This window comes from Pseudoalteromonas sp. MMG005 (genome assembly GCF_018101015.1).
GTDB classification, from domain to species: domain Bacteria; phylum Pseudomonadota; class Gammaproteobacteria; order Enterobacterales; family Alteromonadaceae; genus Pseudoalteromonas; species Pseudoalteromonas aurantia.
Genome location: NZ_JAGJEK010000029.1, coordinates 19,245 through 39,848 on the forward strand (window position 1 = coordinate 19,245; position 20,604 = coordinate 39,848).

Below are 20,604 nucleotides of genomic sequence, written 5' to 3' on the forward strand. Positions count from 1 at the left end.
ATCAAGAAAAGGGTGCGGTATCACCACACCCTACACGTAAAATATCGATTTCATCTTCCGATAAATCAATCACCGTGGTCGCTTGTTCGATCAGGTAGCCACCATGAATGATCAAGTCAACTTGCTTTTCAATTCGCAATCGAATTTCATCTGGATCTGACTCCGTGAACTGCTCGTCGGGTAAAATTAATGAACATGACATCATTGGTTCAGCCAGCTCTTCTAACAAAGCAGCAGTAATTGGATGATCGGTAACCCTAATACCTATCGTCTTTTTCTTATCATTTAACAAACGTTTAGGAACTTCTTTCGTACCTTTAAAAATAAAAGTATAAGGGCCTGGCGTATTATTTTTGATAAGTCTGAACATCTGATTATCCACTCGCGCATAAGTCGCAAGCTCAGATAAATCTCGGCACATTAAAGTAAAGTTATGGTGTTTTTCAATGCCACGAAGGCGCTCAATGCGCTCCTTTGCTTGCTTGTTACCAATACTACAGCCTATGGCGTACCCTGAATCAGTCGGATATACAACAACCCCACCTTGCTGAATAACCTCCACGGCCTGTTTTATTAGGCGAGCTTGGGGGTTATCTGGATGAATATGAAAAAATTGGCTCATACTAACATTCCTCGTTTTCTTCCCAAAACTGCCAAACACCTTGGCAATCTTTTGGTAAGTATAGGTTTTTCCCTAATTCTAGCCAAGGCATTGGATAATGAAAGTCTGAACCTTGGCTTGCAAGCAACCCATATTCACGACTCAATAGTCCCAAAAACTGCCGCTCGCTTGGCGCTTGTTGTGGTTGAGCCACTTCCATAGCCTGACCACCTGCGTCTGAAAATTCCTGCAACAATTTGCGTAACCATTTATTAGACATTTGATAACGAGCAGGATGGGCTACAACACTTATGCCACCAGCAGCTCTAATCGCCTTAATTGCTGTTGCCATATCACACCACGTACTTGGGACATACCCAGTTTTATTGCGCGCTAAAAACTTCTTAAACACACCTTGAATGTTATTTGCAACACCTCTTTCAACCAATGCTGCCGCAAAATGAGCGCGCGTTATCTCAGCATCACCAGCGAGGAGTTTTGCTTGCTCATAAACCCCTTCGTAGCCTCTTTTCGCCAGTCTAAAACCAATCTCTTTCGCCCGTTCTTCTCGTTTAGATTGTTGCTCGTTCAGTAACTCCATCAAGTCCGTTGAGCTTGTATCAACTGCAAGCCCCACTATATGAATTTCAAAACTTTCCCACCGCGTAGAAATTTCAACACCTGGGATGAGCTTTAATGGCAGTGCATGTTGCTCAATATAGGCCTGAGCTGGCAATATTGCTGCAGTTGTATCATGGTCGGTAATTGCCAATACATCTACGCCTTTTTCCGTTGCGCGCTCTAAAAGTTGTGGAACCGTTAAACGTCCATCAGAAAAAGTGGTATGGCTGTGTAAATCATATTTAATCAAACTAACTCTTTTATATCTGGTAGCTTTTTATTAGAAGCTAAGTATAACACCGCTTAGTGCTACGAACTTTGTATATTTTTTATATTTTTCTGTCACTATCGCTGTTTTGCCCTTGACAGTATTATACCTAGTAGGGTTTACTGTGTGCATTAAAGATACATAATGATGATTAACCACATGCTTAACTTAACAACAACAAAAAATTGGTGGTGGCGCTCGTAAAGTCGGGTGTTTCGTTGTATCTAACGAAAGTTTAAACCCGCATCTTACGCGGGTTTTTTTATATCTAAATAATTGTTAAAAGTTGGAATTATATATGTTAAATAACAATGCAATGACACATTCTTGGTGGTGGAGCTTAATATAGCGGGACGGCATTGTTATAAGTATTTAATCGCCCCGCTCAGTAAATTACTAGCGGGGTTTTTTGTTTTAGGGGAATGAGGTTTGATTTTTAGTCATATAACAACAACACCTGGTGAGGTGACCAGTATACGACAACGGCGCGACTATATAAGTAGCCCACTGTCGTTATATGCAACACTAGATAAAAGTAACTCGCTACTTTTAGAGTCAGCTGAAATTGATTCAAAAGACAATGTAAAAAGCCTGATCCTCGTTGATGCGGCATTACGGATTGAATGCCAGAGTAAGCAAGTTCAAGTCACTGCGTTATCAAATAATGGTAAGCAATTATTGGCACATTTGGCTGCTAATGTTCAGAACTGTAACGCCCAATTGGAGGGTCCATTACTTACCTTAGAGTATCGCTGCAATGATGCTCAGCTTGACGAATATAGTAAATTAAAAGCTGATAATGCATTTAGTGCGTTAAGAACCTGTATCAATGAAATAAAAAGTAACTCAGATACGCCGTTTTCTGTGTTTCTAGGAGGCGTTTTTGCTTATGATATGGTGGCTAATTTTGAACAGTTATCCGATGTAGATAACGATAAAAACACCTGCCCTGATTACGTTTTTTACCTAGCCGAAACATTGGTTGTTATTGATCACCAAGAAAAAACTACCGAACTGATTGGCAATGTATTTAATGGCCCTGACGTACATGCAAACTGCTTTGAGATCGGAAAACAATTAGAAACATTAAATGCACAGTGTGATGCAGCAATACCCTATACTCCTTCATTAATTTCAGGTGAGTCTAAAGTTGCAGTAAACATTGACGACAAAACTTTTTGTGACCAAGTTAGTAAGCTCAAACAGAACATTATTGACGGCGATATTTTTCAAGTTGTACCTTCACGTACTTTCTCATTGCCGTGCGAACAACCACTATCTGCATATCAACAGCTTAAAATTCAAAATCCCAGCCCATATATGTTTTATATGCGTGACCAAAACTTTATTCTATTCGGTGCTTCACCTGAGTCAGCATTAAAGTACAGTGTAGATAGTAACCAAGTTGAGGTATACCCAATTGCAGGCACAAGGCAACGCGGTAAATTTGCCGATGGTACGATTAACCCAGACTTAGATAGTCGCATAGAACTCGAATTGCGAGATGATAAAAAAGAACGCGCGGAACACCTAATGCTCGTTGATTTGGCACGAAACGATGTCGCTCGAATTAGTGTCGCGGGGACTCGTCATGCCAAAGAACTGTTAAAAGTTGATCGTTATTCTCAAGTGATGCACTTAGTTTCTCGTGTCGTTGGACAGCTAAAGCCTGACCTTGATGCATTACACGCCTATCAAGCATGTATGAACATGGGGACTTTGGTTGGTGCACCTAAAGTAAAAGCAGCAGAACTCGTACGTCAAACAGAACAGCATAGAAGAGGAAGCTATGGTGGAGCGGTAGGTTACCTAACTGGAGATGGCACTATGGATAGTTGTATAGTGATACGATCAGCATTTGTTAAAGATAATATCGCATACGTACAAGCGGGTGCAGGAGTTGTTTATGATTCTGTTCCGCAAGCTGAAGCGGATGAAACACGCGCAAAAGCTCAAGCAGTGATCAAAGCTGTGCAATCAACATATCAAGGAGATGCACATGCGTAATATTAAAGTCTATTTCCTCGACAACTTCGACTCGTTCAGTTACAACTTGGTCGATGAACTGACCTTGTTAGGCAACGAGCTGGTCATTTACCGAAATAATATCAGCGCACAAAGAATATTCTCTGAAATGAATAAAGAAACGCAGCCGGTAATGTTGGTGCTATCTCCTGGTCCTGGTAACCCAGCCCACGCTGGTTGTTTATTGGAATTAATAGCATTGTGTAAAGGTAAGTTCCCAATGCTTGGCATTTGTTTGGGCCAACAAGCATTAACGCAAAGCTACGGTGGCACCATTGGTCACGCCGGTGAAACGGTACATGGTAAGTCTTCTATTATTCAGGTAGAAGATCACCCTGTATTTGCGGGTTTGGGCGCACAATTCCCTGTAGCGCGTTATCACTCACTTATGGCAACATCAGTTCCTGACACACTCACAGTTATTGCCCAGTATGAAAATATTCCAATGGCTATTTATCATGTAGAAGATAGAGTGATCGGATATCAATTTCACCCTGAATCTATTTTAACCCCTGATGGTGCCAAATTGCTTAAGCAAACCATCGACTATCTCACTCGTTAGGAGCCAACATGGATAGTTTAAAAAAATTACTCGACCAACACTCTCTGAACTTTTCAGAAGCTCGTGCACTGTTTGATCAAATCATGTTAGGCAATATCTCTGACATCGAATTGACTGCCGCACTCGTGTCTTTAAAATTCAAAGGTGAAACAGTAGATGAAATTGCAGGTGCAGCACAATCTATGCGCAGTAACGCACTCGCATTTGATAACCAAGGTTTACATTGCTCTGATAGCTGCGGTACTGGAGGTGATGGGTCTAATACCATTAATGTCAGCACAACCGCAGCCATTGTTGCTGCCGCATGTGGCATAAATATGATCAAGCATGGCAACCGCAGTGTGTCTAGTAAATCAGGGTCAGCTGACTTGCTTAAAACCTTAGGTATTAATTTAGAAATGACGCCGGCACAAGCCAGTAAATGCTTACACAGTACCGGTTTTACATTTTTATTCGCGCCTCAATATCATCAAGGGGTGAAGCACGCAATGCCAGTACGAGGCGCATTGAAAACCCGCACTATTTTTAATATTCTTGGCCCGCTGGCTAACCCTGGTGCGCCACAAACGCAATTACTGGGTGTTTATGACCCTGCTTTGTGTAAGCCTATGGCTGAAACATTAAAGACTTTAGGAACCCAACGAGCGATGATAATACATGGCAGTGGTACTGATGAAATTGCCCTGCATGGCACAACAGATGTTACAGAACTGAATAATGGCCACATTACACAATACACATTATCTCCAGAAGACTTTGGGGTAGCACATTTCCCACTTACAGATATTGCTGGGGACTCACCTGAATATAATGCTAAAGCCAGTCTCGCAATTTTAAACGGTCAGGCACCAACAGCTCATAACGCCGCAATTGCTGTGAATGTTGCAGCGCTATTAGTCATGAATAACAAAGCAGATAACTTTAAAGATGCGACTCAACAAGTCCTTGACGTACTCACATCTGGATCAGCTGCTTCAAAACTTGCTGAAATTGTAGAGGTAAGCAATGGCTAACGTATTAGAAAAAATTGTCGCTGACAAACGCAATGAATTAATCACGCGCAAAGCGGAGTGTGCACTAGCTGATTTTATTGAAAAAGTGCAGCCCACGAAAAGAGATTTCTATGCTGCACTCGCCAAGAAAGGGACGCAATTTATTCTAGAGTGTAAGAAGGCATCACCATCTAAAGGGTTGATACGTGAAACATTTGATTTAGACGAAATTACATCTGTCTATAAAAATCACGCGAGTTGTATCAGCGTGTTAACCGATGAAAAGTACTTTCAAGGCAGCTACGATTACCTTGCCTACGTGCGCGAAAAAGTAAACCAACCACTTATTTGCAAGGACTTCTTCATTGATGAGTACCAAGTTTACCTAGCACGGCTACATGGTGGAGATGCCATCTTATTAATGTTATCTGTATTAGACGACGCACAGTATAAGACACTGGCTAAAGTGGCTCACAGTTTAAACATGGCGATACTAACAGAGGTCAGTAACGAAGACGAAGTCATCAGAGCACTCGAGTTACAAGCCAATATTATTGGTATTAACAACCGTGATTTACGAGATTTAAGTACCGATTTAGCGACGACTGAACGATTAAGAGCATTGATCCCTGATGATAAAGTTGTTATTTCAGAATCAGGAATTTATACCCACCAAGACGTGAAAAGACTCGCACCATTATGTGATGGCTTTTTAGTAGGTAGTTCACTGATGAGTGAACAAAACCTCGACGAGGCCTGCCGCAAATTGATCTTAGGTGAAAACAAGGTCTGTGGCTTAACACGCACCCAAGATGTCGTGTCAGCCTATGAAGCCGGCGCCGTGTATGGAGGGCTCATTTTCTATTCTAAGTCTCCCCGTTTTGTTGACTTAGACTGCGCTAAAGCATTAGTTGACAGTGCCCCACTTCGATATGTCGGAGTGTTTGTTGATGCTGATATAAACACCGTTGCCGATCACGCTTTAACCTTAAAGCTCAGTGCTGTACAGCTACATGGTTCGGAAGACGAGCAATATATTCGTTCTTTACGTGATAACTTACCTATCACTTGTCAAATTTGGAAAGCGCAAGGTATAGAAAGCAACTTACCCTCTCCTCTTGACGGGGTTGATAAGCACCTATATGACACGAAAACAGCCAACGGTTTTGGCGGGACTGGGGTGACATTTGATTGGCAGTTATTAACTAGCCACCCAGTGCGCAATTTTATGCTGGCCGGTGGGTTAACACCTGAGAATGTTGAAACCGCGGCACACTATGGAGCACAAGGCTTAGACTTAAATTCAGGGGTGGAATCAAGCCCTGGCAAAAAGTGTCAGTTCAAACTGAAAGACGCTTTTACTAACATTAGAAATTACTGAGGTGGAAATGAATAATGCAGCCTATTTTGGTGACTTTGGTGGCATGTATGTCCCAGAGTTACTTGTTCCAGCACTTAAACAGCTAGAGCAAGAGTTTAATAACGCACAACAAGATGCCGGTTTTTTACAAGAGTTTCAGCAACTTCTTAATGAATATGCAGGACGCCCGACACCGTTAACCCTAACGCGAAACCTAGTGAAAAACCCAAAAGTAAAATTATATTTAAAACGCGAAGATCTATTACATGGTGGAGCGCATAAAACGAACCAAGTGCTTGGTCAAGCGTTATTAACCAAGCGTATGGGGAAAAAAGAAGTCATTGCTGAAACAGGTGCAGGACAGCACGGCGTTGCTACAGCGCTTGCATGCGCATTGCTTGATTTAAAGTGTCGTGTATACATGGGCGCAAAAGATATTGAAAGGCAACAACCTAACGTCTTTAGAATGAAATTGATGGGTGCTGAAGTGATCCCTGTTACAGCTGGGTCAGGTACCTTAAAAGACGCAGTAAATGAAGCGATGCGTGACTGGTCTGCAAATTATCAAACGGCACACTACCTGTTAGGTACAGCTGCCGGCCCTCACCCATTCCCAACCCTCGTCCGTGAGTTTCAAAAAATGATCGGTGAAGAGGCCAAACAACAAGTACTCGAAAATGAAGGTCGTTTGCCTGATGCTGTCATCGCCTGTGTTGGCGGCGGCTCTAATGCGATAGGTATGTTTAGTGACTTTATTGATGAACCAAGTGTTAAGTTGATTGGGGTTGAACCAGCCGGAAAAGGGCTCGAAACTGATGAGCATGGCGCTGCATTATGTAAAGGGACTAAAGGTATACTGCACGGCGCTTATACCTATATTATGCAAAACAGCGATGGTCAAATTGAAGAGTCATATTCCGTTTCTGCAGGACTTGATTATCCGGCTGTAGGCCCACAACACGCTTTCTTACATGAAACCGGCCGAGCGCAATATGTTGGAATTTCAGATACTGAAGCACTTGACGCGTTTCAAGCACTTGCCAAATATGAAGGGATCATCCCTGCGTTAGAATCTAGCCATGCACTGGCTTACGGATTGAAGTATGCAGAAAACCAAACTGATGAAACGGTTATCGTGGTAAACCTCAGTGGTCGTGGTGACAAAGACTTAGCCCACGTACACCAAGTACTGAATGAACGAGGAGCACTATAATGAGCCGCTATGCTAAAACATTCGACCAATTGGCGACACAGAACCAAGGGGCGTTTGTGCCATTCGTCACCATAGGTGATCCAAACAAGGCACTAAGCTTAGATATTATTAAAAGCTTAATTGACGCAGGCGCAGATGCTTTAGAACTCGGGATCCCATTTTCAGATCCAATCGCAGACGGGCCTGTAATACAATCTGCTAATATTCGTGCCCTTGCAGCAAACGTTAACACCGAAGCGTGCTTCGACATTATTAAACAAGTGAGGGAATATAACCAAACTATCCCTATTGGCTTACTTTTGTATTCTAATTTGATTTTTGCGCGTGGTATTAGTGCCTTTTACCAGCAAGCACACGCTGCGGGTGTAGACTCTATTCTCGTTGCTGATGTACCGCTTCACGAATCAAAAATGTTCCGCCAAGCAGCCCAGCAAGCGCAGATTGACCCCATATTTATTGCGACACCGAATGCAAACGATGACACATTACGCGCATGTGCAAGCTATGGAAGAGGCTACACATATCTACTATCACGAGCTGGTGTTACTGGTACAGAATCAACGGTACAAATGCCCGCTGATTCAATCGTCACGCAACTCAAAGAGTTCCACGCTGCCCCAGCACTACTGGGGTTTGGTGTTTCCAGCCCTGAACATGTTAAGGCCGCTTTAGACTCTGGGGCTGCCGGAGCAATATCTGGTTCAGCGGTTGTAAAAATTATCGAACACAATTTAGATGATCCAACAACGATGCTAAGTGAGCTAAAAGCCTTTGTTAGCAAAATGAAAGCTGCGACCCAAAAATAACCATTTCTATCAATATTCAGCTAAGGCAGACTTTAATGCCTTGGCTGGCTTAAATTGCACTTTATTCGCTCCTTCGATCATAATCTCTTCCCCCGTTTGTGGATTTCGACCACTCTTTGCGGGGTGATAACTCAGTGCAAATGTACCAAAACCAGATAATGGAACCTGATCCCCTTCGGAAAGGCGTTTAGTAATGCTGGATAAAATACAATTTAACACCACTTGTGACGACTTTTTTGTTAAGTCGCTGTGTTGTGCCATTGCTGCAATCAGTTCCGTTTTGTTCATTATATATTCTCTTTTTCTTTAATCATAAGCGCCAGTATAGAGCACATTAACTGAAGGGTTGCTGAGGCTAAGGATTTAAGTAATAAATGTCAATCTTGAACTTATGCCCAGTTCTTGGTAAAACCATGGTAGAGAATTCAAAAAGGTAAACATAAATGGTAGCATTGCTAGAGTATCTTCCGTTAATTTTGTTTTTTGCGGTCTATAAATTTGTCGATATTTATTGGGCGACGGGTGTTTTAATTGTCACTTCATCAATTCAACTTGGTTACCATCATTTTGTGCATGGAAAAATAGCAACTCGGCATTGGATATTCTTTGCCATCGCTTTGGTTCTTGGTGGCCTCACTATTTTATTTCAAGATGAGCAATTCATAAAGTGGAAGGCAACGGTCATATACGCAGTACTGGCAGTCAGTTTAATCATCTCTAGATATATTTTTAAAAAGAATCTCGTAGAAAAGGCGCTTATTGGCGTACTGAAATCAGCCAATGAAAAAGGCGATACCGATGCACCGCTCAATATTGAGTTACCTAAGCACATATGTGAACAACTGAACCTAATGTGGGTCGCTATTTTGGCTTTTATTGCAGGCCTTAATATATATATAGCGTACAATTTTTCGCTTGACTTTTGGGTCAACTTCAAAGTATTTGGTTTAATGGGGATCACGTTCGTCGCCATACTGATTACCATGGCAAAAATATACAAATACTTACCAGAAGACCAAAGTTAAATTGTCATAATTGCAGGCGCTTTTTACTGCTATAGTTTTTTTAAACTATACAACTAAGTGAGAAGCGTCTTTGAATGCAAGTCAATATCGTTGGTGTGAACTCTTCCTCGTTTTCTTTTGTTTACCCATTTTAGCTTACTTTTTTCGCTATCATCTCTCAAACTGGTTGTTCCCTGCTCTGATTATTCTTATGACGGTGTGTACATTCTTACTGCTCACCGATCCACATTTTAAACGTTTTCGCTTAACCAGTTTAGGGCAATTCTCTACTGTGAAAAAACGCATATTCACCAGCTTTTTTGCCGGTGCATTATTTTCAGCCATGTTGTATGGATTATTAAACCAAGGTAATTGGTTTAGTTTCCCGCTCAATTCAACCACACAGTGGCTCATACTCCTAATTGCTTACCCTTTGCTGTCAGTATTGCCACAAGAACTTATTTTTCGCAGCTACTTTTTTCACCGTTACAAACGAATATTACCAAATAAAACCACGCGCATTATCCTCAGCGCCAGCGTATTCGCGTTAGCCCATTGTGTATATGATAACTGGGTTGCAATTGCGCTCTCATTTGGTGGGGGTTTACTATTTTCCTATACATACGCGCACAGTCGCTCACTCCTAGTATGTGTCCTTGAACATAGTTTATGGGGATTATGGATATTTACACTCGGTATTGGGCATTATTTAGACTCTGGGGTATCTTTTTAGTGGTACTAAAAATGTGTATTACCAAGATGCTTAGCATACGCCAGCCATAGACCCTATTAAAATCACGATTCTGGTTATCGAGGAAATAATACAATGCATTGCTGGCGCATGTTATAAATGTATCTGCGTTGTGTAACGCTTACAGTAACTTACTTAAATGAACCAAATGCATCATCTTCCCCATACACTTCTTGGCTATGCTCTATAGCTAGCTTAAATGTATGATCCGTCAGATCATTTAAACAATCCGTATTCGGTTTTGTCCAAGGGTTCTCCATAAAACTCTCCATAATATCAACACCACAAATACCTTCGCCCGCCGTTTTAACCCCCGTATTAAACACCACGCCATGTGGCGCATAAGGCACTTCTATAAACCGTTGATTTATATTGGTGAAAGATGACTCAATCGCCTTTGCGTGAAATATAGGTGTGGCGTGATCTAATGTGCCATTGAAGGCTATAAGTGGCATATAGTGCCTCATGCGTTTATAAATATATTCTCCTATATATCGCTCTGACCATGTACTTTGGTATTTGGCCGATAATGCATGATCTGCTAAGGTGAAACATACAACAGCATTCGTACAAAATAAGCGTCGTTGGTCTACACTTCTTTTTACTAAGTTTATCTCATTCATTGATATAAGGTCATATAAAGGGCCAGAAAAAGTTGCCTTAAACTCATCAGGCACATTATTTTCTTGACGTAAAATAAAAGTACTTCCACCCAATTTATAAAATGTTACAGCCTTCTTTAGCGCAACGATATCATCTGCGTTACAACGAGCTAAACGACTATAAAATGGTAAAAGTGCCCGTTTATCATTTCGTGATATTTGCTCCATAGACCACAACTGCAACTTTTCACGGTCAATCGACACGTCTGAGCAATGTTGACCAGCAAAATGGTCTGTAAGTGTGGTTCGAATTGTCTGGTTAACTGGTGAAACAAACTTGCTACGGCAATATTCATCAAGGTCACAATAGTCGGCGAGTTGTGTAAAAACCTTGTCCGCATTTTCCTCATACATGTCAGCGCCAAAATTCGTAGTCGGTAACACTGAATCTAAAATTATCCCTTGTGCACCATTGGGGGCTATTTGTGTAAAACGCTGCACAAGCATAGTACCGTAAGATACCCCGTAAATATAACTCGGTAACCAGTTCAATGCCCGACTCTTTGATATCACATATTCTAAATCTCGTGCAGCATTGGTCGTATTAAATTCAAATAGACCATCACCCCAGATTTCATGCTGGGCGTCAAAACATGCTTGAGGATTAAAATAATCACGCCAGTCACACTGTAACTCTGTTGACCAACCTATTCCTCGATGTTCTATTATATAAACGTCATGATCTTCAACGATGTCAGCCATGTCATATTCAATTACATGTGGGAAAGCAATAGAAGCAGAGGCACCAGGCCCTCCACTTATCATCCATAGCTGGCCTTTACTCACTCCACCTCTTGCCGGGTATTTTGCAACGAGTACTTCAATTTTTTTGCCTATAGGGTCAGCCCAATCTAATGGTACTTCAGCAAAAGAGCACTTATTTTGTTTATCTGTTGTATTAAACTGGGCTGGACACTGCCCCCAATTAAACTCTTGGTATTGATTATATTCTGATATTTGTTTATTAAAGTGAGTGCTAGCAAATGATGTAGATGAAAGGCTCATTAATGCCACTAATATCAGTGACAAAAATACATTTCCTTTAAATGTCATATTAATTCCTTAAATAGGTAAAAACACAACGTACGACAAAAAAACAAAATGCAAAAATGAAATATATTCATAATAAAAAATTATATAATATCAAGGTTCAGCTAAGTAATAAAAACATCTCTACATTCGCTATTCTAATCATAAAAAATTTGAATTTTTTTACATATATCAAGTGAACTGTCAAAGTCGAAGTTCTCCAAAGAAAGTCTTAGCTCTTGAATTAGCTCAACTTTATCCTCCTTTAAGTTCCGCTCTAATCGGTTAATATCCTCTGTGAGATCAAACTCCTGATTTTCTATTCTTTTAGTTAAACTGCTTATTATAGCTGATGTTGAATTTAGGCGATTAAAACCACTCGTATTATCATTTACTAGTGACTTATCCAGCCTATCTTTCACCTGCGATAATGTCCGTTCAATGCCAGCTTCAAGTGCCTTAGGAACCGCTGTTAAGGTCAAAAATTCGATGTCACTGTCAGACAGTATTACACTTTCATACAACTCATTCGCACCAATTGCAGCACTACACCCTGCAAGGCTGTGTAAAGTATCATGCCAACGCGTTATATCACCACGCTGGATGATACTCTCTAATTCATCAACAATGCCTTGGAAATCTTCGGCAAATGCTGTGAGCATAGCGGTATTTTGTGTAATTTCACCCGTAGCCCCTACGCCATTACTGGCGGCGCCCAGCCCTACTGTTAACTGGGTTACATCAATATCACACCACCTCGTCAGTAAATGATACAACGCGATTGGATCAACAGGCTTTGATACATGAGCAGTCATCCCAGCAACAAATGCTTTCTCCCTATCCGCATCAAATGCACTGGCAGTGACCGCTATTATTGGCGTATCATGATAGCTTGGCAGCGCTCTTATTTTCGCCGTGACTTGATACCCATCTAGATTTGGCATGTGCACATCCATTAAAATCACGTGAAATTGATGTATTCTACACAGATTGATTGCGTCTACCCCATTGTCAGACTCCACCACAATTAGCCCTGCCTCATCTAAAAGTGCTTTCAATAACATACGGTTAGTTTTATGATCATCGACAATCAATACCTGTGCATTTGTGACTTTTTGATTTTCTTCGTGACTCTCAGGTTGAGGGAGACTGTTTTCTTCGCGTTCCGTACTCTCTTTTACAACAACATTAAAACTGAATTCACTTCCTTTGCCCAACGCACTTTTTATTTCTATGCTGCTGCCCATCAAACGGAGTAATTGGCTGGTTATTCGTAAACCTAACCCTGTACCTTCCGTTACTCTCGTTCGACTATCATCCACCTGTACAAAAGCATTACAGATCTCTGAAATATTTTTATCGTCAATCCCCTGTCCGGTGTCTTTAACTACGATGCTGATCTGGCATTCACCATTAGGGAGCGCAACGCAATTGCCAATCACCTCCACACCACCTGCATGGGTGAATTTAACGGCATTGGCAATCAAGTTGACCAAAATCTGCTTTAGCTTTCCTTTGTCTGCACAAATATATTCAGGGAAATCATCGCTGAGTATTGCTCTTAGAAATAAACCTTTAGAAGAGGCCATATAGTGTAAAACACTGATACTTTCATGTAACAACCGCCTTATCGAAAAAACAGAAACATGCAGCTCCATTGCGTCAGCCTCTATTTTTGACAAAGTTAATACATCATTAATAACACTTAATAGCCCATCTGCTGATGACTGTATACTCTTCAAATAACTTTGCTGGTGTTGCGTTAATACCGTTCTGGACATTAAATACGCCATACCAATCACCGCATTCATGGGTGTACGGATCTCATGACTCATATTCGCCAAAAACCGACTTTTGGCAAGCGTAGCACGCTCCGCCTTTTTCTTTTGCTCTTCAAGGGCTAAGTTAGATTCTGCAAGGATGGACTCAGATCTAATTCTTTCTTCTAATTGTTGTTCAATATTTTGAAGTCGCTGCACTTCAAGCTTGCGTGTAAATAAACTTTGGCTTTGCGCTAATACTTGATTTAGTTTCCATCGATAAGCAAGATAAATAAGCAAACAGGTCAAAATAAAGCCGGTAATTAAAAACCACGTTTTTTCATAATATTTTGGGGTAACTTCGATATGTAACTTTATATTATGCCCCCCCCACTGATTTAATCTATTGGCAGCTTGAACTTCTAGCGTGTGTTTGCCAATAGGTAAATTAGTAAAACTGATAAGCCTATTTCCGGATTTTAAGTCGCGCCATTTATCACTCTCACTAAACATCCGATATCGGTATTTAGTTTCTACCGGTTGATTGTAATCTAACAGTGCAACCTCAATGGAAAGCCGTCGCTCACTCTCAGTTAAACGTATATCTGTACCACTAACCAAGCGTTTTTCCCCTTCAATTTCAATATCTGTGACCCGCAACTTTGATGCGCCTGAGTCTACATGGAAAAACTCGGGCCAAACCATGAGCAAACCAGTCGTTCCTCCAAAAAGCAGCGTTTCATCGCGCATTTTGAAAGATGTTCCGATCCAATCGTTACCAATATCTACCCCATCAGATGATTCTAATTCAAACACGACATTGTCATCAGGCGAAAACATGAGATTTGACTCCCATAAACGCTCTTGATTATCCGTTAATAGATTAGTAAATGCTTTTTTCTCCGAATGCTCGCCTGACGAAGCAAACCATGTAAAATCAATACTCTGATTGTTCTGTTTCGAGACTAAACTTACCCCCTCTAAGCCAGAGAACCATATCTGACCTGCGTCTGATTGGGTAACCGCGGTAATTAAATTTGAAGGCATGTCAATAGTGTGCTCAGATTGGCGTACAAACCGATATGCTTGTCTATTTCCACTATTATGCTCAACCCATAAAAAACCATTGTTAAGTGTAAATATGATATCTTTACTTTCAAGAACTTGGTGGTCAGTCACGCGAACAAATGTATCAGACAGCGCCCCGTTTATAATTGTCGGATCTAAAAATGCGCCGCGCTTAGGCGTTAAGTATTGGATCCCTTCAAACGAGCCAACCCACACGCCACCTCCTTCAACAGGCACCACATGACGAATTTTTTTATTTCTCAACCCTAGCTCTGTTGAGTACCAACCTAGCGTCTTTCTACTCGCCAGATCAATACGGTATAGCCCGTCTACACTTGACCCAACCCAAACATCACCATTTAGTCCTTGCGCTATTGCAGAAACAGACAAAGATTGAACTGAGTTTGTCTCCTGACTCTTCTGGGGCACTAATGTGTGTATGCGCTTGCCCAAATGGTTAATAATATCAATCCCTGCACTATGCCCAAGCCAAAGTTCGCCATTTGACATCTCCGCGACGCTATATATTTCTGGGTTTGATAAGCTCGTTGAGTCATTCTCTACTTGCCTCAGCGTTGCAAATGATTGATTTTTTGTTGAGAATTTTTGTAACCCTTTGCCATTAGTCACAATCCACAGCTGTTTATCTTGATCAATGAACAACTTTTGAATGGTATTACTGAGTAAGCCACCAACCGCATTTTCATCTTGTTGTAAATGTCGTGTGACCTTTAAAGTGGTTAAGTCTATCGTCACAATGCCGTTAAAGTTATAAGCTACCCACAGTTCATTATTGTTGGGCTGGACTATCGATGTGATTATGCCTTGAGGTAGGCGACTGGACTCAATATGCTGATTATCGCGGATCTTGAGCAATGTGGCATCGTCGGTCGCAAGCCAAAGATCACCATTATCAGCTTCATAAATATGGTTCACTTTACGATCTAAAAGCTTATGAAATCTATAGTTATTACTAGATAAGCGCCAAACATCTTTACTGCCCGCAACAATAAGATCACCGTTATTTAAGGTAATGATATGTCGGATCACTCCATGCTTTAAAGACTCAGGTAGTTGTATGTCTTTGTGGTTATTCGTGAAAGCACCCACTGAAAAATCAAAAAATGCCAAACCATTATTAGTGGCAAGCCAAAACCCTTGCTGTTGCCAAGCAGCAAACGTAGATACATAGGAAAATGGGAGTGGTACGGCAAGGTTATCATACTCAAAATTAGTAAAAAGCTCTGTCGTGGGGTCCAGTTGTGATAAACCATGTATCGTCGATACCCATATTTTCTCATGTATATCTATAAATAACTCAATGGCTATATCACTAATCAGGCTCGCTTCATTGGCAATATCCTTACGAAACTGCTTAAATTTATACCCATCGTATCGCACCAATCCACGCTGACTTGCAATCCACATAAAGCCATGTTTGTCTTGCGTTAAGTCTGACAACAAGCCATTGGCATATTGATCTTTATCAACCACAGTTTCTAAATATAAAGGGGCGTTAACGAACAGTGGATGCGTATTGGGTGATTTATTCGCCATACTTGCATAAGCAGAAAAACAACAAAAAGCACTCACAAGCCCCCATACAAACATGCAAGTAAATTGACCGATAAATAAAATCATAAAATCTATAAAGTATCCATATTTCAGCGGTATGGTTGAGAATATACCAAGTGTTTCTAATTATCATTTACGTTAAATTAGTTCACAAGTGCAATGTTACAACAATTCTTACCTAGAGAAAAAACACGTATGCAAAAGAATTTAGCAAGGATATTGGTCATTGATGACGAAAGAACAAATATTAATGCCTTAGGTACCATACTCTCCCCCAATTATATTGTCAGCGTTGCACTGAGCGCACAGCAAGCAATCAAATACCTTGGTAGTACATCATGTTTACCTGACTTAATTTTACTAGATGTTGTGATGCCACAGGTGAGTGGATTTGACTTATGCCAACAACTAAAAAAAGACCATCGATTTCAGCATATTCCTATTATATTCATCAGCGCCATCACCGATCCTATGGAGAAGGTTAAAGGTCTACAAGCTGGCGCGATCGACTTTATCTGTAAGCCCTTTAATACTTTTGAAGTAGAAGCAAGAATTGAAACACATTTAAAAATTACAACAAAGCAGCAAGCACTAGAAGCCCATAACCAGAAATTACAAGCCATTAATTCAAGTTTAACTTTAGGCCCTCAGTCCCTTATTATTGACGAACATACGCTTAGAATCGTTTATAAGAAAAAATCTGTAGAGCTCACTAAATTAGAATTCAAGTTATTTCAACTTCTGTACGCTCAACCAGAGCGAGTATATTCTCGTATGCAGATTTTAGATCTTGCTTATCCTGATCTAAGAGATATTTCTGACCGCAGTATTGATGCTCACGTTAAGAATATTCGTAAGAAAATAAAAACACTTGGGATTGAGCACGCAATTATCCAATCAGTTTATGGCGCTGGGTATCGTTACTCTTCGCAAAAATTAACGTAGTAATGGTTATGATATCACCCCTTTAATCGGCATCGAATACCAACAAAAAATATCAAACTAAAAAGAGCTTATTGTTCGTGTCTTCCTTTAATACACGGTTATGTTACCTGACTATCTAAGTTACTCTGTAACTTCAGTTCGGTTTTACATCCTATGAACCAAATTTTAGGCATTAAAAAAGGCAGCTAAAGCTGCCTTTTTCTTCATTTCACTTTAAAATTAAAGTGCGATGATGTTGTCCGCTTGAGGACCTTTTTGACCTTGTGAAAGAGTGAACTCTACACGTTGGCCTTCAGCTAAAGTTTTGAAACCTTCGCTTTTGATTGCGCTGAAATGAGCAAAAACATCTGCGCCATTTTCTTGAGCGATGAAACCGAAGCCTTTAGACTCGTTGAACCATTTTACTGTACCAGTAACTGTATTAGACATAATGTATATCCTGTATATGAAGAAAAATTGCTGACTATCATCAGAGTCAGACGTAATAGCACAAAAAATAAATGATATTTAAAAACTACAGGACGAGATACTAATAAAGCTTCGAAATGGAGTGTATAAAAGGTATTACTTTTAAGCTGCGGAACATATTATAGAGTTTTCTGACAAAGTCAAACCTTACTTTTAAGTATTTTATAATTTGTTGTGGTCACGTTTAGTGACTAACAAAGGTTGTCCCTTATTCCCGCTATTTTAAGCACTCTATTTTTGAGCAATTAAACCGTAAAACCCCCAGCTCAAAGCGCGTTCATGCAGGCAAGCATCGCACAGAGCTGACACCTACCCACAAGAAAGCCATGACCTTTACATCATGTTACCGTAAAGAACTAGCTCCCACAGCCTAAACTAAGCCCTTTACATTCATACTCCACTTCACCGGCTTCTAATCCTGTTAGATTCATTAAGTGTACAGCATCATTATTAACGTGAGAAGGATTGCTCACACTGTCGTCACATAAGCCTGTGACGCGCCAATTATTGCTGCTTGCTGTGGGGTTGCTCCCTTTTGACCAATAGTTAGCACGATATATCGTACCTAAATAGGTGATATTTTCCCCACCATCATACGCTTTATTGTAATACCACTCACTCGGGCACTGGCTGATGCTCCCCGCGTTTAAGTACTCTAATGCTTTTGCAAAATCAGGTAGGCCATGACCATACATACCGTCTTTTCCAGCAGCACCTAGGTCATAACTTGCATATTTCAAAGCATTGATGATCTGATCTCGCGTCCATTGCTGATTCTGAGACCATAGCTTGGCAATCCCCCCTGTCATAATCGCCGTTGCCTGAGATGTGCCTGCTCCGACCAAATAACTGCTTTGATAGCTCTTAATTTGTAACTCTACATTAGCAGACTCATCAAACGGCCACTTATGCACTAATAAAGTGGGGAAATCAGTTAAATAATCTAACCCGTACAAGTACCCACTATTTGTATTTGGATATTTTACGAGGAGCACTTTCCCCGCATCTTCTTGGCATTGACGTTCGGTAGCAAATAGCGCTTTGTGTGTATCATTAGGTAAACGCCTAAACTTCGTCAACTCTGTTATATCTTCTTTTGAGAGCGTAAATAAACAAGAAGTCACCAATGGTATGACGCTTTGTGGCATTAAAGTCCCTGTATCTATTTGAGAAAATGGTACTTCAACCTCGTAGCCAGCGATAGATTTTGCTTTAACTTTTTGTACCACAGAGTAATGGCGATTAGCTGTCGACACTATTTTCGTGCCTGGCATGACAAAATCAATTTTATTATGAGTGGGTGAAAATGACGCAGCTTGTCCATTCGTGTTTAGCGCGCCAACAGAAATTACATTATGATATGAAGCAGGGTAATGTAGTGGATCATTATATATTCCAGATTGCTTTTTTTCAGCTGTGCCATGATTCCCCGCTGCACCGACAAAAATAATCCCTCTATCATAAGTAAGCCTGTCGATTACGTTCATAGTCATCGATGAATATTTCGTACCACTTAACGACATATTGATTACTTTAGCACCAGAATTAGCGCAGACTTCTATTGATTCTATTAAATTACTGCCCCAAATGGTTGAATTCTTTCCATTGGCTGTTCTGATTAACTTGCTGATATGTAAGTTAACCGCACCATCACTCAAAGCGCCCTTGACACCCCAGCCATTTTCCTGTGCAGCTATAATACCCGCCATATGAGTACCATGACTTAACGCATCGGAATTCCAAAAGCCCGCATATTGACTATGATAGCCACGCATATTTTGCGGTAAATCTATGTGCTGTTCATCCACGCCTGAGTCAATAACGCAAACAGGCACACTGTCTGATACATTGGGCAATTTATTAATTCCCGTTGTGCGTAACCAATAGGGTTCAAGTTCACTATACTGCAACAAGTCAATGCCATTTTCACTGGTATCTAAATACTCTAAAGAACTGGTGTTTAAAGAAAGCCCATAGTTTCGTTCTATCACAACTCCTGAGAAACTTTCCAACAAAGTGACTTCACTGTCACTCAAAACCGCCTGTGCGATATTACTATTGCCACTGCGGCCTATAATTTTGAATGATTTAATGAGTTGATTATCGATACTACCTGGAGAATATTGTACTAAGTAGAGGTTTTGGGTATTCATTTCATTGGCATAGCCAATACCAGTCAATAAGCCTGCAATAAGATAGCTCGTGATCTTTCTCTTCATTATTTTCCCCTTTAAAAATCATGTAGTTTTTATCTTTGTGTATTTTATTTTTCTTTAGAATCTTCCTGTTTTTGTCAATTTTTTAAATTAACAAATCATGTTCAAGCCATCAGAAGGCTCTATGCCACCTTCTCATATGCAACTAAGGTTTACCTACTCGGACCACTTTTAACGCAAAAGTCATCTCTACTTTCTAAAAAGCCGTTAATATGAACGCCGCAATAGTGTTGTTGTGTATTAGGATTGCTATTTCATCCATAGCGACCAACGCTCTGACCTCAATTATACTGTCATTCCTCAGCTATCACCTTATTGATTATTGAAATTTATTCATTAATAATCTACGTTATTTTCAAGCGCTTTGTGCATGGATAACTAATCAAACGAGAAAATGGTTAAAAAATAACAAGGAGGAGGATACTTATGAGTAATTATGAATAAAAATTCATGTTTAGTGCCTCTCTATTAGGGTTCGACACGCAAAAAAAGTACAACTGGCAAGTCGTCATTAAAACGATGCGAGTATCTCTTGAACAACGAAGCAAAAAAACCAGTTCACTTTCCATTTTGCTTTTATAAATTTATTTTATCTTTCTGTTATTTTTCCGATTAATTATCGTTAGTATCTAACAATTGAATCAATTCTAAGTGACGCACAACAGAAGATTGATATTG

16 protein-coding genes are annotated in these 20,604 nt (G+C 40.4%); 9 read left to right on the forward strand and 7 right to left on the reverse strand.

Annotated features, from left to right (window positions below):
- Position 1: 1 nt before the first annotated feature.
- Both J8M01_RS20660 and J8M01_RS20665 read right to left on the reverse strand, forming a co-directional pair.
- Entirely contained in the window at positions 2-622 is a 621-nt protein-coding gene (locus J8M01_RS20660; protein WP_211048328.1) for an L-threonylcarbamoyladenylate synthase, read from the reverse strand.
- A gap of 1 nt (position 623) precedes the next feature.
- On the reverse strand, positions 624-1,472 hold the full coding sequence (locus J8M01_RS20665; RefSeq protein WP_211059182.1) for a PHP domain-containing protein: 849 nt from the start codon (positions 1,470-1,472) through the stop codon (positions 624-626).
- A 447-nt stretch (positions 1,473-1,919) separates the two neighbouring features.
- Between J8M01_RS20665 and J8M01_RS20670 the strand changes: the two genes are divergently transcribed.
- The 6 genes from J8M01_RS20670 to trpA are packed head-to-tail and all read left to right on the forward strand — an operon-like array spanning position 1,920 to position 8,448.
- The gene (locus J8M01_RS20670; protein WP_211059183.1) at positions 1,920-3,497 is read left to right on the forward strand and encodes an anthranilate synthase component 1; all 1,578 of its coding nucleotides are present in this window, start codon (positions 1,920-1,922) and stop codon (positions 3,495-3,497) included.
- A complete protein-coding gene (locus J8M01_RS20675) occupies positions 3,484-4,077 on the forward strand; it encodes an aminodeoxychorismate/anthranilate synthase component II (protein WP_211059184.1) in 594 nt (197 codons plus the stop codon). Before J8M01_RS20670 ends, J8M01_RS20675 begins: the two co-directional genes overlap by 14 nt.
- Before the next feature lie 8 nt (positions 4,078-4,085).
- Positions 4,086-5,090 carry an anthranilate phosphoribosyltransferase gene (trpD, locus tag J8M01_RS20680; RefSeq protein ID WP_211059185.1) on the forward strand — a complete coding sequence of 335 codons (1,005 nt, stop codon included), beginning with the start codon at positions 4,086-4,088 and terminating at the stop codon, positions 5,088-5,090.
- The gene (gene trpCF, locus J8M01_RS20685; RefSeq protein ID WP_211048333.1) at positions 5,083-6,450 is read left to right on the forward strand and encodes a bifunctional indole-3-glycerol-phosphate synthase TrpC/phosphoribosylanthranilate isomerase TrpF; all 1,368 of its coding nucleotides are present in this window, start codon (positions 5,083-5,085) and stop codon (positions 6,448-6,450) included. Before trpD ends, trpCF begins: the two co-directional genes overlap by 8 nt.
- Positions 6,451-6,457: 7 nt before the next feature.
- Positions 6,458-7,642 carry a tryptophan synthase subunit beta gene (gene trpB / locus J8M01_RS20690; protein WP_210996651.1) on the forward strand — a complete coding sequence of 395 codons (1,185 nt, stop codon included), beginning with the start codon at positions 6,458-6,460 and terminating at the stop codon, positions 7,640-7,642.
- Positions 7,642-8,448 (forward strand): tryptophan synthase subunit alpha, encoded by an 807-nt coding sequence (gene trpA, locus J8M01_RS20695; RefSeq protein ID WP_211059186.1) that lies wholly within the window; start codon positions 7,642-7,644, stop codon positions 8,446-8,448. Before trpB ends, trpA begins: the two co-directional genes overlap by 1 nt.
- 9 nt (positions 8,449-8,457) lie before the next feature.
- On the opposite strand, the gene J8M01_RS20700 is transcribed toward trpA, so the two are convergent.
- Entirely contained in the window at positions 8,458-8,736 is a 279-nt protein-coding gene (locus tag J8M01_RS20700) for an HU family DNA-binding protein (RefSeq protein ID WP_210996653.1), read from the reverse strand.
- A gap of 155 nt (positions 8,737-8,891) precedes the next feature.
- Between J8M01_RS20700 and J8M01_RS20705 the strand changes: the two genes are divergently transcribed.
- Both J8M01_RS20705 and J8M01_RS20710 read left to right on the forward strand, forming a co-directional pair.
- On the forward strand, positions 8,892-9,473 hold the full coding sequence (locus J8M01_RS20705) for an inner membrane-spanning protein YciB (protein WP_211059187.1): 582 nt from the start codon (positions 8,892-8,894) through the stop codon (positions 9,471-9,473).
- A 70-nt stretch (positions 9,474-9,543) separates the two neighbouring features.
- The gene (locus J8M01_RS20710) at positions 9,544-10,185 is read left to right on the forward strand and encodes a CPBP family intramembrane glutamic endopeptidase (RefSeq protein WP_210996654.1); all 642 of its coding nucleotides are present in this window, start codon (positions 9,544-9,546) and stop codon (positions 10,183-10,185) included.
- Between the two features lie 149 nt (positions 10,186-10,334).
- Here the strand turns inward: J8M01_RS20710 and J8M01_RS20715 are convergent, their stop codons facing one another.
- Both J8M01_RS20715 and J8M01_RS20720 read right to left on the reverse strand, forming a co-directional pair.
- The gene (locus J8M01_RS20715) at positions 10,335-11,918 is read right to left on the reverse strand and encodes an alpha/beta fold hydrolase (protein ID WP_211059188.1); all 1,584 of its coding nucleotides are present in this window, start codon (positions 11,916-11,918) and stop codon (positions 10,335-10,337) included.
- Positions 11,919-12,052: 134 nt separating this feature from the next.
- The gene (locus J8M01_RS20720; protein WP_211059189.1) at positions 12,053-16,363 is read right to left on the reverse strand and encodes a hybrid sensor histidine kinase/response regulator; all 4,311 of its coding nucleotides are present in this window, start codon (positions 16,361-16,363) and stop codon (positions 12,053-12,055) included.
- A 129-nt stretch (positions 16,364-16,492) separates the two neighbouring features.
- On the opposite strand from J8M01_RS20720, the gene J8M01_RS20725 reads away from it, so the two are divergent.
- Complete coding sequence (locus tag J8M01_RS20725) at positions 16,493-17,242, forward strand: response regulator transcription factor (RefSeq protein ID WP_211059190.1); 750 nt, start codon at positions 16,493-16,495, stop codon at positions 17,240-17,242.
- A gap of 219 nt (positions 17,243-17,461) precedes the next feature.
- On the opposite strand, the gene J8M01_RS20730 is transcribed toward J8M01_RS20725, so the two are convergent.
- Together J8M01_RS20730 and J8M01_RS20735 are read right to left on the reverse strand one after the other, a co-directional pair.
- Positions 17,462-17,671 (reverse strand): cold-shock protein, encoded by a 210-nt coding sequence (locus J8M01_RS20730; protein ID WP_192507628.1) that lies wholly within the window; start codon positions 17,669-17,671, stop codon positions 17,462-17,464.
- Positions 17,672-18,066: 395 nt separating this feature from the next.
- Positions 18,067-19,929, reverse strand: a complete 1,863-nt coding sequence (locus J8M01_RS20735) for a S8 family serine peptidase (RefSeq protein WP_211059191.1) — start codon at positions 19,927-19,929, stop codon at positions 18,067-18,069.
- Between the last annotated feature and the right edge of the window lie 675 nt (positions 19,930-20,604).